General features: G+C 32.6%; 13 protein-coding genes. 6 read left to right on the forward strand and 7 right to left on the reverse strand.

What is annotated here, in order from left to right:
• Positions 1-4 precede the first annotated feature (4 nt).
• From metN to metQ, 3 genes are read left to right on the forward strand one after another with little or no spacing between them, the layout of a single operon-like run.
• Positions 5-1,036, forward strand: coding sequence for a methionine ABC transporter ATP-binding protein MetN (gene metN / locus LNQ49_RS03695; protein ID WP_229987374.1), 1,032 nt, complete (start codon positions 5-7; stop codon positions 1,034-1,036).
• Positions 1,029-1,682 carry a methionine ABC transporter permease MetI gene (metI, locus tag LNQ49_RS03700; RefSeq protein WP_229987375.1) on the forward strand — a complete coding sequence of 218 codons (654 nt, stop codon included), beginning with the start codon at positions 1,029-1,031 and terminating at the stop codon, positions 1,680-1,682. Before metN ends, metI begins: the two co-directional genes overlap by 8 nt.
• Positions 1,683-1,712: 30 nt before the next feature.
• The gene (gene metQ / locus LNQ49_RS03705; RefSeq protein WP_229987376.1) at positions 1,713-2,531 is read left to right on the forward strand and encodes a methionine ABC transporter substrate-binding lipoprotein MetQ; all 819 of its coding nucleotides are present in this window, start codon (positions 1,713-1,715) and stop codon (positions 2,529-2,531) included.
• A gap of 259 nt (positions 2,532-2,790) precedes the next feature.
• On the opposite strand, the gene LNQ49_RS03710 is transcribed toward metQ, so the two are convergent.
• Positions 2,791-3,261 (reverse strand): cupin domain-containing protein, encoded by a 471-nt coding sequence (locus LNQ49_RS03710; RefSeq protein ID WP_229987377.1) that lies wholly within the window; start codon positions 3,259-3,261, stop codon positions 2,791-2,793.
• A 5-nt stretch (positions 3,262-3,266) separates the two neighbouring features.
• On the reverse strand, positions 3,267-4,265 hold the full coding sequence (locus LNQ49_RS03715) for an NADP-dependent oxidoreductase (RefSeq protein WP_229987378.1): 999 nt from the start codon (positions 4,263-4,265) through the stop codon (positions 3,267-3,269).
• Positions 4,266-4,357: 92 nt separating this feature from the next.
• On the opposite strand from LNQ49_RS03715, the gene LNQ49_RS03720 reads away from it, so the two are divergent.
• Positions 4,358-4,732 (forward strand): winged helix-turn-helix transcriptional regulator, encoded by a 375-nt coding sequence (locus LNQ49_RS03720; RefSeq protein ID WP_229987379.1) that lies wholly within the window; start codon positions 4,358-4,360, stop codon positions 4,730-4,732.
• A gap of 630 nt (positions 4,733-5,362) precedes the next feature.
• Here the strand turns inward: LNQ49_RS03720 and LNQ49_RS03725 are convergent.
• The 4 genes from LNQ49_RS03725 to LNQ49_RS03740 form a co-directional block, all read right to left on the reverse strand.
• Positions 5,363-6,718, reverse strand: coding sequence for an amidohydrolase (locus LNQ49_RS03725; RefSeq protein ID WP_229987380.1), 1,356 nt, complete (start codon positions 6,716-6,718; stop codon positions 5,363-5,365).
• 10 nt (positions 6,719-6,728) lie between these two features.
• On the reverse strand, positions 6,729-7,436 hold the full coding sequence (locus LNQ49_RS03730) for an ankyrin repeat domain-containing protein (protein WP_346432465.1): 708 nt from the start codon (positions 7,434-7,436) through the stop codon (positions 6,729-6,731).
• Positions 7,437-7,518: 82 nt separating this feature from the next.
• Positions 7,519-8,394: a helix-turn-helix domain-containing protein gene (locus tag LNQ49_RS03735; protein ID WP_229987382.1), complete on the reverse strand. Its 876-nt coding sequence runs from the start codon at positions 8,392-8,394 to the stop codon at positions 7,519-7,521.
• Between the two features lie 152 nt (positions 8,395-8,546).
• Entirely contained in the window at positions 8,547-9,017 is a 471-nt protein-coding gene (locus tag LNQ49_RS03740; RefSeq protein ID WP_229987383.1) for a PepSY-like domain-containing protein, read from the reverse strand.
• A 180-nt stretch (positions 9,018-9,197) separates the two neighbouring features.
• Between LNQ49_RS03740 and LNQ49_RS03745 the strand changes: the two genes are divergently transcribed.
• Together LNQ49_RS03745 and LNQ49_RS03750 are read left to right on the forward strand one after the other, a co-directional pair.
• Complete coding sequence (locus LNQ49_RS03745) at positions 9,198-11,822, forward strand: phosphatidylglycerol lysyltransferase domain-containing protein (protein ID WP_229987384.1); 2,625 nt, start codon at positions 9,198-9,200, stop codon at positions 11,820-11,822.
• Between the two features lie 112 nt (positions 11,823-11,934).
• Positions 11,935-12,339: a hypothetical protein gene (locus LNQ49_RS03750; RefSeq protein ID WP_229987385.1), complete on the forward strand. Its 405-nt coding sequence runs from the start codon at positions 11,935-11,937 to the stop codon at positions 12,337-12,339.
• 96 nt (positions 12,340-12,435) lie between these two features.
• On the opposite strand, the gene LNQ49_RS03755 is transcribed toward LNQ49_RS03750, so the two are convergent.
• Positions 12,436-14,991, reverse strand: coding sequence for an adenosylcobalamin-dependent ribonucleoside-diphosphate reductase (locus LNQ49_RS03755; protein ID WP_229987386.1), 2,556 nt, complete (start codon positions 14,989-14,991; stop codon positions 12,436-12,438).
• Between the last annotated feature and the right edge of the window lie 122 nt (positions 14,992-15,113).

The following is a 15,113-nucleotide window of genomic DNA, read 5'->3' on the forward strand; positions in this document are numbered from 1 at the left end:
AAATATGATAGAATTAAAGAATATAACCAAGAAGTTTTACAAGACTGGAAGGGAAATTACAGCCCTCAAAAATGTCTCTCTTCATGTACCTCAAGGGAAAATTTTTGGTGTAATTGGTACTTCTGGAGCAGGAAAAAGTACACTTATACGCTGTATTAACTTATTAGAGACACCAACTTCGGGTGATGTAATCATTGAAGGGAAGTCTTTATTGGATCTTTCAAATTCTGAATTAGCACAAGAAAGAAGACAAATCGGAATGATTTTTCAGCATTTTAATCTACTATCATCTAGAACAGTTTTTGATAATGTTTCTTTTCCATTAGAGCTAGCTGGAGTTTCTAAAAATGAAATTAAAAGCAGAGTAAAAGAATTACTAGAACTTGTAGGACTCGAAGAAAAAGCAAATGATTATCCTGCAAATCTTTCTGGAGGTCAAAAGCAACGTGTTGCTATTGCAAGAACCTTGGCTAATAATCCTAAAGTATTACTGTGTGATGAAGCCACTAGTGCTTTGGATCCAGGAACTACAAGATCTATTCTAAATTTATTAAAAGACATTAACAAACGTCTAAATATTACCATATTACTTATTACGCATCAAATGGAAGTTGTAAAAGCCATTTGCGATGAAGTTGCAGTAATTAGTAATGGTGAATTAATAGAACAAGGGACTATTGGTGATATATTTGCCAATCCAAAACATGCTTTAACAAGCGAATTTATTGCATCTTCATTACACATTGAAATTCCAGAAATATACCAAGAACGCCTTTCAGCAATTTTCAAAAAAGGACTGAATCCTTTATTGCGATTAGAATTAAATGGTAAATCAGTAAATGAGCCAATCCTTACTCAAGCTGCAAGAAAATTTAATGTTAATGCCAATATTATAACTGCACAAACTGCATTTGCTGGCGATGTAAATTTTGGAATTCTTATAGTAGAACTTTCAGGTGACGAAATTGAGCAAAATCAAGCAATTAACTTTTTTAAAGAAAAACATATTAAAACTGAAATATTAGGCTATGTCTGAATCAATTATAACATTATTATTAAAAGGTACATTAGAAACCATTACAATGACCTTACTTTCTGGTTTCTTTGGTTTTTTATTAGGGCTTCCAGCAGGTATATTCCTATTCCTAACCCGCAAAGGGCAAATTATGGAAAATGCAGTATTTAACCGAATTTTATCGGTTGTAGTAAACATATTCAGATCTATTCCTTTCATCATTTTAATTGTTTGGATGATCCCTTTTACAAGAGCATTAGTAGGAACTTCTATTGGAGTTAGTGCAGCATTAGTCCCTCTTAGTATAGGAGCTGCACCTTTTATTGCAAGATTAATCGAGAACAGTCTTTTAGGATTACCTTCAGGATTAATAGAAGCTGCAAGAGCATTAGGAGCAACACCTTTTCAGATTGTCTATAAAGTATTATTGCCAGAAGCGCTTCCTTCAATTATCAATGCCGCATCAATTACACTAATCACCCTTGTAGGTTATTCAGCAATGGGTGGAGCTGTAGGTGCTGGTGGTTTAGGGCAAATTGGGTACCAATACGGATACATTGGCTATGATGCTACAATCATGAATATCGTATTGATTCTTCTTGTAGCCCTAGTATTTATAATACAATTTGTTGGAGATGCACTTTCAAAACGTTTTGACCACAGGTAAAAAAAATAATTATAATTTAAAAATAAGAACATGAATACAAAAAATAAATTTTCAATACTTACAGGAATACTACTCCTTACATTAGTATTTGCTAACTGTGGAAAAGACAAAAAAAATGATCCAAACCATATTAAAGTTGGTGTGGCTGCTGGACCAGAATTTATAGTAGCACAAGCTGCTCAAAAGGTTGCAAAAGAGAAATACGGACTTGATGTAGAACTAATAACATTTAACGATTATGTAGTTCCAAATGAAGCATTAAACCAAGGAGATATAGATGTAAATGCATTTCAGCACAAACCTTATCTTGATGAGCAATCTAAGCAAAGAGGATACAAACTAGCTATTATCGGAAAGACATTTGTTTATCCTATAGCAGGTTATTCTAAAAAAATAAAATCATTAACAGAATTACAACCAGAAAGCACTATCATTATTCCTAATGACCCAACAAACGGTGGTCGTTCGTTATTGCTATTGCAAAAAAATGGTCTTATAAAGCTTAAAGATGGTGTTGGTCTTTTGCCAAAAGTAACTGATATAGCAGAAAATCCAAAGAACCTAAAAATTCTAGAATTAGAAGCGCCACAAATAGCAAGAGCACTAGATGATGCCAACGTAACAATTGCTATTATCAACAATACATTCTCTTCGCAAGCAGGTCTTGTGCCATCTAAAGATGCTTTATTTGTAGAAGATAAAGACTCTCCTTACGTAAACTTAATTGTTTCTAGAGAAGACAACAAAAACGAAGAAAAGGTTAAAAACTTCCTTAAAGCATTCCAATCAGAAGAAGTAGCAAAAGCTGCAGAAAAAGAATTTAAAGGAGGAGCTGTAAAAGGCTGGTAGATTTTGAAGTATGAAGTATGAAGTATGAAGTATGAAGTATGAAGTATGAAGTATGAAGTATGAAGTATGAAGTATGAAGTATGAAGTATGAAGTATGAAGTATGAAGTATGAAGTATGAAGTATGAAGTATGAAGTATGAAGTATGAAGTATGAAGTATGAAGTATGAAGTATGAAGTATGAAGTATATAAAAAAAGAGTTTGCAATGCAAACTCTTTTTTTATACCTGTTAACTGAACACTGGGACTGAATACTAAGACTAAACAAAAGCATCTACAAGAATCGCTAATTGAATACAAGGCTTGTCTGATTTATTACTCCAAGCATGGTTTGTTCCTCTTTGTATTACAATATCCCCCGCTTGTAGGAGTGTTTCTTCTTCATCCATGATAAGATATATTTCACCCGAAAGTATTACAATATAATCTAATGTAGCTGTTTGATGCATTAAAGGATGTGGTTGACCAACAGTTGCAACAATTCCTAAATCTTTATCAGGTGGAATCTGAACATATCGAAAATAAGTTCCATTTTTAGGGGTATTAGGAAAAGCTGTATTCTCGATAATTTTCTCTTCAGAAAGCTGTGCTGGCATGCTATCAGTACTCCAAATATCAGATATAATAAGACCTGGAAAATGTTCCGAAACGTTAGTTACGATTTCATCTTTTTCAATAACAGATTTCCCATCCTTAGTTCCTGTTACGATTCTTCTTGGTATTGTTTTCATAGTGCTTATATTGCATTTATTTGCATGATTAATTTCTTTCCTTTAGTTTTATTCGAGCGAAGTATCTCATGTGCTTTGGTTACAGTTGCCGTGTTTAACGTTCCTATAATTTCAATATTTGGTGGAGTTACAGATTCCTTTTCTATTAATCGAACCAACTCTAACAAACCATTTTTATAATAAGCATAATTCTTATCTACGGCATAAACATAATTGGAGATATTCATGATTACAGCCCCTTTGTTAAATAAAATCTCTCTTGATTCTTCGGTAGAAAGTGCGGTCACATCCAGAAAAGTCCCATTAGATTTTAAAAGCCTAGATGCAATCTCCCCTATTTCATTCCCAACTAAATCTACTACAAAATCAAATTTTTGATTGTTGTTTTTTGCTAAAGCAGAAGTTTCAACATCCTCAATTTTATAATTAATGATTTGACTAGGCTTAACGCCTATCTCATTTAATGACAATATACTTTCATCATTACCAGCAGTAACAATAAAATTATAGTACTTGTTTGCTAGGAGAATTTTAATCAACATTGCTCCCACTCCTCCTGCTGCACCAGTTATTAAAACCGAATCTGTATTTTGCAGTTTCATTCGGTTAAAAGATTGTAGTGCTGTTAAACCAACCGAAGGAAATCCTGCTGCTTGCTCAAAGGATAAAAAAGCAGGCTTATGCACTACGACCGATTCTCGAACAGCAATATATTCAGCATATGTGCCATTCGAACCCATACTTCCTGAACCTGCGAATACAGCATCTCCAACTTTAAAATCTTTTACATTTTCCCCAATACCAACCACAATCCCTGAGAATTCTCGCCCTAAGATTGGAGAATGCATGAGCTTCCTTTCAAGCTCGCTCTCTAACATCTGATAATCGATTGGGTTAAATCCTGAAGCAACTATCTCTATCAATAATTCTTCATGTTTTATTGTTGGTGTATTTACATTTTCTAAATGTAATTTACCTTCTTTGTCTACTATAATTGCTTTCATATTAATCGGTTTAAAACACAAAAATATTCTGAATATAATTTACATTTACTATTCGTTAACCAAAGGTTACTAGTTACCTTAAAGAAACTATTATGGCAAAAATTAAAAGAGATGGTATTTTGCGCGAAGCAAACTGTACGGAAGAACTACTTGCAATGCGAGACAGTTTGGATGTTTTGGGAGGTAAATGGAAATTAATGATTTTGCGATTTCTTACTAACAGAACGCATCAAGTAATTCATTTTAAAAAAATGCAACGCGAAATCGAAGGGATTTCTGCAAAAATGCTGAGTAAAGAACTCAAAGACTTAGAGGTTAATTTGCTTATTACAAGAGTTGTTCAGGATACTAGACCTATAACTGTTGCCTATTCAGTTACAGAATATGGAAAATCGGTATTACCTGTTACTGAAACTTTAGTACAATGGGGGCTTAATCATCGCGAAAAGATAATTGAATCTATTTAACTAAAACAACCTTAATTGGTTAGATTTAAAGTCGTAATGACAACAATAATCAGGATTCCCAGTAGTGCCATGCCAAATAAATAATCGGCTATAATTTCTAATCTTTTCTCTAAAGATTCTTTCAATGTCTTAATGGACAAAAACGAAAAGAAACAGGAGAAAATAAGCAATATCGATATGATAGATGTAAATTCGTCTATATGGGTCGTTTCAGATTTATCTGTGATATGCAAAGAAGTTATAACTATAAGACAAAAACCCAAAAGATTAGCTGACGTATTTAATATATGTTGTGAAGTTTTATTAGCCATCTCAAAATTATTTTTAAGTATAAAAAGATAAAGTTACATTTTTCACATGAAGATTATATGAAGAAAATCAGCATTATGCCTAATTTCTCCCCTATATAGATTGTGGCTTTAGCCAAAATAATATTTTAACTAAAGCCACATTTATTATCAACCCTTTAGACCTCCAGTTAAAGCAGAAGACAATTCAGCTCATACTGTTCCTTTGCTCCTTTGTACCTATGTTCCTTTGCTCCTTTGTACCTTTGTACCTATGTTCCTTTGTACCTCTGTACCTTTGTACCTTTGCACCTCAAAAACACAAAACCACAAAACCTTCCTATTACAGCTCTCCAGCTATCAACTTACCATTATAAAACACCCCTTCACGCTTAGGCAAACGCGCTACAGCTTCGGCTGAACAACTTGCTTTTACTAAAATAAAATTAGCATCATTCCCTACTGCTGGCCATACTTGAGTTCCTGCATCATTAAGTGGTAATATTTCATTTGTTGTAGCAATATGCAAGGCACGGCTTAGACTATACTCATCAGTCCAACCGTAGAGTTGTGCACATAATTTTGCTTTTTCAAGCATATCACAAGTCCCAAAAGGCATCCAATGATCTACAATACTATCGGTACCTGTCATTAATTTTACACCGTATTTTTTTAAAGTCGGAATTGGCATTATTGTTTTACCAATAGGAACCGTTGAAACAACTCCTATACCAAGTGCTCCCATCTGTTCTGCTATTTTCTCTAAATCTTTAGGATCCATTCTTGCTAGAGCAAAACCATGACTTATGTATGTTTTTCCTTGTAACTGCTTGTTTTCTTCTGTTCTTTTAATGATATATTCTATTGCCGATTTACCCGATGGTGGTGATTCATGTAAGTGAATATCAATTCCTTTATTGGTATCAATTGCAATTTGAAACATTGTATCTAGCGATTTTTCCATATTTCCATCCACACTCGTTGGATCCAATCCCCCTATGAAATCTACTCCCATTTTGGCAGCTTCTCTCAATAAAGGCTCAGATTGTGAGTATAAAATTCCGTGTTGTGGAAAAGCTACAATTTCCCATCCAAAGCTATCTTTATTCTTCTCTAAAGCGGCAAGCAGGTGTTCCAAACTTTTGAGTCCGCTAACTGGGTCAATATTGCATTGGCAACGAGCAAAATAACTACCCTGACTTTGCATAAGCTTAATTGCCTCTTCTGCTTTACGCTGAGAATCTGTAAGCAATTGTGGAATTATTTTTTGCTCCAGCGTTATCATATCCTTTACAGTATATCCTTTTCTTGGCGCTGCATTCCAATCTCCTCCATAATAAGTCTTATCGATATGAATGTGCATATCGCGTAATCCCGGGAGCATTAATAGCCCTTTGGCATCAATCGTTTTTAATTTTGTAACTGGTTTCGCAGTACTAATGCTTTTTATTTTACCATCGGCAATATGCAAATTATATAAAGCCGTTTTTGTGGCTACAACCTCATTTTTTTCATTGTATACAAAGCCTTCTTCTAATCTTACATTACTTAAAATATATTCTTTTAAAGCAATCTTTTTTTCTTCCTCAGATTGTCCTTGTGTCATTGCTGAAGCACCAATTCCCGAAAACAATGCGGCTCCAGTTGCTGCTGCACCTAGCCCTAAAAATTTTTTTCGGCTTATTTTATTTTCTTCCATACCTTATTTTTTATTTAGCATTAGCTTGTTCTAATACTTTTATCATTTCTTTATATCCTAATTTTTTAGCATGTGCTAATGAGGTTACCCCATTTTTATCTGCAATATTTACATTACTGCCACCAGCAATCAATTCTTTTATAATATTTACATGCACTATGCCTCCATCGCTAAGTATAACTGCTTCTAATAATGCTGTCCATCCCAGATTATTAATATGGTCTTTAGGAAAATTTGGTGTGTTTACTAAAAGTTTTACTACTTCCAAATGTCCTTTCTCAGCGGCCGGAATAAGAGCTGAACCTCCATAACGATTATAAACACCAAAATTTGCTCCATGACTTAAAGCCAGTTTTACAATTTCAAGATTTCCTTCTGCTCCAGCGTATAGAAACGGGCTATTAAGCATTTTATCTTGTGCATTTACATCGGCACCAGCATTAATTAATACAGTTGCTATTTCATTATTCTGATTATAAACAGCGGCCATTAAAGCAGTTTCCCCATCTTTATTTTTTATTTCTAAAGAAGGTTTTTCTTTTAAAAGTGTAATTACACTATTAATATCTCCTGCTTCAACTGCTTCTAAAAGGGTTTTGTTTTTCATGTTGTCATTTTTAAAATCTGTTTGTTTAGAAGAACATCCTATCAATATCAGAACATTTAAAATCAGACAATACTGCAGATTGCCTCTGTTTAGAATTTTCCCCATAGTCATTTTTTTAAATTTTATAATTGCTCCTGAAAACAAGCATTATTTAATTTACAAAAATCGGTTAGAATTTTAAACAGCAATGGTATTATTGCTGAGAAGGATGGTAAAGATTATAACTTTCTTTAAAATCACCTGGCGTTTTTCCAGCATATTTTTTAAATACCTTACTAAAGTACCCATTATCATTAAAGCCTAATTGATAAGCAATTTCTTTTATAGATAAATCAGTGCTAGTCAGTAATCGTTTGGCTTCAAGAATTGTTCTTTCTTTTATAGCGTCGCTTGCGGGCATCATTAAATACTTCTGAGAAAGTATATTAAGATAATTGGGAGTAATACTGAGTTTATCAGCATAAAAACGTACCGAAGATTCCGTTTGAAAATTAGTATCGATTAAATCATTGAACTTTTTTATTACTTTTTCTGGTCTACCTGAAAAATTATATTCAGGAAATTGATCCAAATAGTCTTTTTGCAAAAGCTTAAAAAGTAAATGCAATCGAAGCAAAATTATTTCTTTTGAAAGCAAATCATTTTGAGGTAGTACTTTTTCTATTTCTTGTAAATGATTTTTAAACTCTTGAAATTCTTCTTTAGTTAAAGAAAGACACGATGGGACACTTTGTCCAAAAAATGGGAGTTGTGATAAATTAGAAAAAATAGTAATTATCTCAGCTGAAACCATGAGCTGAAACCCTATCGTATTTGCATTGAGCAACCAATTATGTACTTGTCCCGGTCGTATAAAATGAACCTGATTATCTCCTACGATATGTTGAGTAAAATCTATATTGTGAAATCCTGTACCTTTCTCTACAAAGAATAACATATAAAAATCATGCTTATGAGGTTCCTCAAATGCATCACGCCCTTTCACACTATGCTGAAATAGCGTAATACCTAGAGTTTCTTCACCAAGAATATTACCAACAGATAAGGTAGGAATAGAATAGTTGCTCAAGAGAATGGTACTATTAATTATACTCTTCCAAAAATAAATATTTAAAGTTACAAAGCTTCAATACAGATGCGTTTTTTCTAATTTAAGTCCGCAAGACGTAACATGATTATAACTCTTTGCGAACCTTACGTAAATCCTTGCGCACTTAGCGGCTAATTTTTCTCTGTTACCTCAAGAAATCCTCCTTTTTTATCAAACACTAAGTCAAGGAATTTCCTCTCTTTTATAATCCCCACTTCATAGGTTATAACATTGTTGCCATCAATAAGTTTGGCTGCTTCCCTAATAGTTTCATTTGGATAATTTTTCTCAATATAATTTAAAGCTGCTTTTGGAAGTTCAGTTTTAGCAATTGCGAGTTCATAGGCTTTTAAATTACCGTTGTTATCATAAACTGCTAACCCTACAGATGTACCCGTACTAAATCTTGCTAAATACCGAATATGATCTGAATCTTCACCTTCAAAATCCTTAGTCCAAGTGGAAATTTTTCCTAAAAATTCTTTTTGAAAAGCAATAGTAACTGCTACGGGAGGAACAATTTCTTTATCTGATTTGACTTCAGTTTGACCAATCATACTTGCACCATATAAGATGGTTAAAGCCAAGAATAGTTTTTTCATAATTTGAGATGTTTTAAAAATTAATACTTGGTTTAATTTGAATTTAAAATTACTGCACTAAAATGAAAAACAGATTAACTTCTAATAATTTAACGCGTATATTTATCATAATTAAATTATTTATTGTATTTCAAAATTTAACACAATATCTTTATACTAAGATACTTAATTAAAATAATATTGAAAACGCCATCAAAAATTAATAATTATATCCAAATTTTTAAAGAAAGAAGTATTCCATTATTATCGAGAAATGGAAAGCTAATAAGTCAATTTATAATTACACTTTTCTTTCTTGGAGTAGCTATTTGGTTTGTTAAACAAGAACAAACTGAATTATCTCAAATTAAAAATAGTTTTACTAATGCAAAGCTTAAATGGATAATTGCTGGATTTTTCACAACAATACTGTACATTTTAGCTCAAGGGTTAATGTATATAAATTCATTTTCGGCAATTGGAGTTCAAATTAAACTAAAGCAAGCACTCATTTTATTTTTAAAACGAAATTTTATAAGCGTTTTTATCCCTGCTGGTGGTGTAACTTCACTCTATTTTTTTACAGAATCTCTAACAAAAAAAGGAATTGAGAAAGTACAGGTTCATTTGGCATCTGCTATTTATGGATTCATTGGTATCTTATCTGTAGTAATTATTGGGATTCCTATATTTATTTACACTTTATTAAATGGAAAAATAGCATCTAATGAATGGATTGGGATAGCTATAATTATCTTATTAATCATTGGATTGTTTTTACTATTTAATTCAATATTAAACAAAGGATTAGCAAACAAATTACTTATAAAGTGGTTTCCAAAAACTGAAATTTTCATAACTGATTTACAGAATCACAATATCAATAGAAACAAATTTATTCATACTGTTTTACTCTCTATTTTTATCGATATAATCGGAATTGTTCATTTGTATATTGCCATGATAGCACTACAATTTGAACCTTCATGGATTGCTGCATCTATGGGTTATATAATAGCAGTTGTTTTTCTTATCATATCTCCTTTGCTTCGTGGTCTTGGTCCTGTAGAAGTTTCAATGGGATTTATATTAATACGCTATGGTTTTACCAATGCCGAAGCAATTTCTATTACATTACTATATCGAGTATTTGAATTCTGGCTTCCATTATTTGCAGGAGTACTTACTTTTCTGTCCAAAATAAATAAGCTCTTAATGCGAATCGTTCCTGCCTTATTATTATTCTTCCTCGGAATAATCAATATCATTTCGGTTCTGACTCCCGCAATTAGTGGCCGATTAATGGAATTAAAAGGCTTTTTGCCACTAGAAGCAATCCACCTATCAAATTACCTAGTATTTACTTCAGGCTTGTTCTTGTTGGTAACCTCATCGTTTATGCTAAAAGGCTTAAAAATGGCTTGGTGGTTTGGCTTAGGATTATCAATAATTTCCTTAATAGGGAATCTTACCAAAGCAATCGATTTTGAAGAATCTACTCTTGCCCTACTAGTATGCATCAGTTTAATTGCGACCCGAAAAGAATACTATGTCAAAACCAATCCTAGACTTCGTTTATTAGGCTTACAAACTGCAGTTTTAAGTGTTATCGCTGTATTAATTTACGGAATAGTTGGTTTTTATTTTTTAGACAAAAAGCATTTTAATATCGATTTTAGTATCGGTCAATCCATACGTTATACTTTGCAAAATTATTTCCTGTTAGGAAGTTATGATTTGGTTCCATTAGATAATTTCTCAAAACACTTTCTAGCATCAATTAAAATTAGTGGTTTTATTTCTTTCGTTTTTTTAATTTATACACTGATAAAACCATATATATCTAAAAATTCAGTAACAACTGCTGAAAAAGAAATAGCAAATGAACTTTTGGAGAAATATGGTAATTCATCCTTAGATTATTTCAAAACCTACTTTGACAAGCTTTTATTTATTTCACAAAATAATGATGCGTTCCTTGCGTACCGTATTTCTGGTAATTTTGCTGTAGTACTCGAAAATCCTGTTGCAAAAAATGAAGCCGAAATAAAACAATGCATAATTGAATTTGACAACTATTGCTATGAAGCAGGATTAAAAAGCATGTACTATCGCATTCCCGAAGAAAATCTGGAAATATACAAATCACTTGGTAAAAAATATTTTTTCATAGGCCAAGAAGGAGTTGTTGACCTAACAACTTTTAATTTAGAAGGTGCCAGTAAAAAATCACTGCGCAATGGATTGAAAAAAATCAATGATTTACAATTAAAAACAGCTATCAATTTACCTCCCATAAAAGATGGTCTATTACAAAAAATACAATCGGTTAGTGATGAATGGCTAGAACAAACTGGACGCAAAGAAATCCTATTTTCACAAGGCATTTTTTTATGGGACGAACTAAAAAAACAAACTATAATTACGATTGAAAATAGCGAAGAAAAAATCATTGCTTTTCTTAATATCATTCCAGATTATACTAAAGGAGAAGGAACCTATGATTTAATCCGAAAATCAACCGATGCCCCAAATGGCATAATTGATTTTATTTTAATTGAACTTTTTAATCACCTAAAATCTCAAAATTTTACTGCTGTAAATATCGGTCTTGCACCAATGAGCGGTATTGAGAACCCAACTACAATCCAAGAAAAATCAATGAAATATGTATATGAAAAAGTAAAATCATTTTCACATTATAAAGGTCTGAGAGATTTTAAAGAGAAGTTTTCTCCATCATGGCATAATCAATATATTGTCTTTACTGATGATTATGATTTAATACAAATACCACAGGTTTTAGCCAAAGTCATAAAGCCATAACAGTTTTTCTTTGAGTTAACATTCTAATTCATTTAAAGTTATAAGTTCAAATCAATTTTGTTTAACTTCGTTTTTATCTAAATAATTTTACAATCTTTTATAAATAAAGCTTATGAAAAATATTTTAAATCTAGTAGTCCCTTTTGTGGTACTCTTGACAATTGTGAATTGCGAAAAAAAACCAGTATCAAATGAATTGGATGGTTCATGGGAACTCCGATACATAGAAGGCATTCAAGTTGCCGATGCTGATCCAGTTTTTAAACCCGGAAATGGTAATTTACTTAAATTTGAAGGGCATAAATATGAGCGTTATAGTGAAGGGAACAAAGAAGAGGATGGCACCTTTACCATTTCTCCTGAAGATACAACAATAAACAATCGCAAAGCCAATTACAGTATTACGTTTAATCAGGATGCTGAAAAAACATATTTGTCTTTGTTAAAAAATAAACTAATTGTTTTTAATGGTGTTATAGCTGCAGATGGAACTGAATCTACCTATGAGAAGCAATAATTGTATCGCTTAAAAATAAATAAATAAATAAATACGCCTGCATAGAAATCTTTGCAGGCGTTTTTTTATTAGATTACTACTCCAAGTAAATTAGTATTAACCACATTTAGAAGAACCACAATCATTACAGGTTAAGCACCCTTCTTGATAAATAAGATTCTCTGAATTACAGTTACTACATTTTTGACCATGTGCTTCAGTACCATCAACGATATAACGCTTAAGTGCACGAGCAACACCATTTTTCCATGTATTTATAGATTCACCGTCTAATTGAAGACTACTAATTAATTCAACTGCTTTATCTATAGGCATGCCATGTCTTAATGTACTTGATATTAGCTTCGCATAATTCCAATATTCAGGATTAAATTTATGCGAAAGTCCTTCAATCGTAGTTTTATAACCTCGAGTATTTTTATACTGAAAATCATAACGACTGCTTCCATCTTCATTCTTATTTTTGATAATAAACCCTTCAGATACCCAACGCGGAATCAAAATACCATCTTCATCATCTACAAGACCTGTGAAAATCTCATAAGGTTTACCATCTATCAATCCTATAAAAGCAATCCATTTATCTTTACTATTTTGAAAACGAACCACATCGGCTTCTAATATTTGAGGGCGCTTAATCGGGAAAATACTTGATGCCGTCTCTACAACTTCTTCTTTCTTTTCTGTATTAGCAATAAGCACTCCCGAACGTGAGCCATCACGATATACCGTAACTCCTTTACATCCTGCTTCCCATGCCTCCATGTACAATTTATCCACCATTTCTTCAGGCGTTTCATTTGGTACATTGATGGTAACTGATATCGAATGATCTACCCATTTCTGTATCTTACCTTGCATACGAACTTTACTTAACCAATCAATATCGTTACTGGTAGCTTTATAATAAGGTGATTTTTTTACTAATTCATCAATTTCATCCTGACTGTAATTCTTAGAAACATCATATCCGTTTATAAGCATCCATTCTTTAAACCTATGGTGAAATACAACGTACTCTTCCCAGCTATCACCAACCTCATCAACAAAATCTACACGCGCATCTTTATCATTTGGATTCACTTTTCTTCTTCGTTTATAAACTGGTAAGAAAACAGGCTCGATGCCTGATGTCGTTTGCGTCATTAAACTAGTTGTTCCTGTAGGAGCAATTGTTAATAGAGCAATATTACGACGACCGTGTTCCTTCATTTGATAGTACAACTCTTCATCTGCTTCTTTTAATCTAAGCAAGAATGGATTATTCTTTTCTCTTTCAGAATCATATATAGCAAACATTCCACGCTCTTTGGCTAAATGTACTGAACCTCGATATGCCTCAATAGCCAATGTTTTATGTATTTTTTCAGAAAAAACAACTCCTTCATCACTTCCATAACGCAGTCCAAGTGCTGCTAACATATCCCCTTCTGCCGTAATACCAATTCCTGTACGACGACCTTCATTGGCTTTATTTCTAATATTAAGCCATAAGTTTTTCTCCACTAGCTTTACTTCATCACTTTCAGGATCAGCATCAATTTTTGCTAATATCGCATCAATCTTTTCTAATTCAAGATCAATAATGTCATCCATTATTCTTTGAGCAGCTGCGACATGATTTTTGAAAAGAATAAAATCAAAAGAAGCATCCTCAGTAAAAGGATTGTTTACATAGGATAATAAATTTATAGCCAACAAGCGACAAGAATCATAAGCGCAAAGCGGAATCTCTCCACATGGGTTTGTAGATAGCGTTTTATATCCCAAATCAGCATAACAATCTGGTAAAGATTCATTGATTATAGTATCCCAAAATAAAATCCCTGGTTCTGCCGATTTCCATGCATTATGAATAATTTTGCTCCAAAGTTCTTTAGCTTTAACCTCTTTCGTATATAATGGATTATCACTAAAAATTGGGTATTTCTGAACATATATAGCATCTTCTTTAACTGCTTTCATGAAAGTATCATCTATACGAACAGATACATTTGCACCCGTAACTTTACCCTGCTCCATTTTCGCATCAATAAAATCGGCTGCATCAGGATGATTAATCGATACAGAAAGCATCAATGCACCACGACGACCATCTTGAGCAACTTCGCGAGTCGAATTAGAGTAACGCTCCATAAATGGTACTAACCCTGTAGAGGTTAATGCCGAATTTTTAACCGGCGATCCTTTAGGACGAATATGTGACAAATCATGCCCTACTCCTCCACGTCTTTTCATAAGTTGAACTTGCTCTTGATCGGTTTTCATAATTCCTCCGTACGAATCCGAATTATCATTACCAATCACAAAACAATTAGACAAAGAAGCAACCTGAAACGGATTTCCGATACCAGTCATTGGACTTCCTTGTGGCACTAAATATTTAAAATCCTTTATCAAATTAAAAATTTCATCCTCTGATAATGGATTGCTATATTTTTTTTCAATTCGAGCTATTTCTCCTGCAATACGGTGATGCATATCATTAGGAGATAACTCAAAAATATTTCCCTGTGAATCTTTAAGAGCATACTTACTTACCCAAACTGTTGCAGCAAGACTATCTCCCTTAAAATACGCTAAAGATGCTTGTATTACTTCATCTTGAGTATAGGTAATTGTTTTGTTTTTTGTAGTTAGAAATTCATCCATGATATTGATAATTTTAAATGTTTTAATTCTTTAGTAAATTTAAAAACAATTAAACTATAAAAAAAATGAGATGAAAAAAGTTTACAAATAAAACTATTCAAATAACTAACTATCAACTAAAT

The organism is Flavobacterium pisciphilum, assembly GCF_020905345.1.
GTDB lineage: Bacteria > Bacteroidota > Bacteroidia > Flavobacteriales > Flavobacteriaceae > Flavobacterium > Flavobacterium pisciphilum.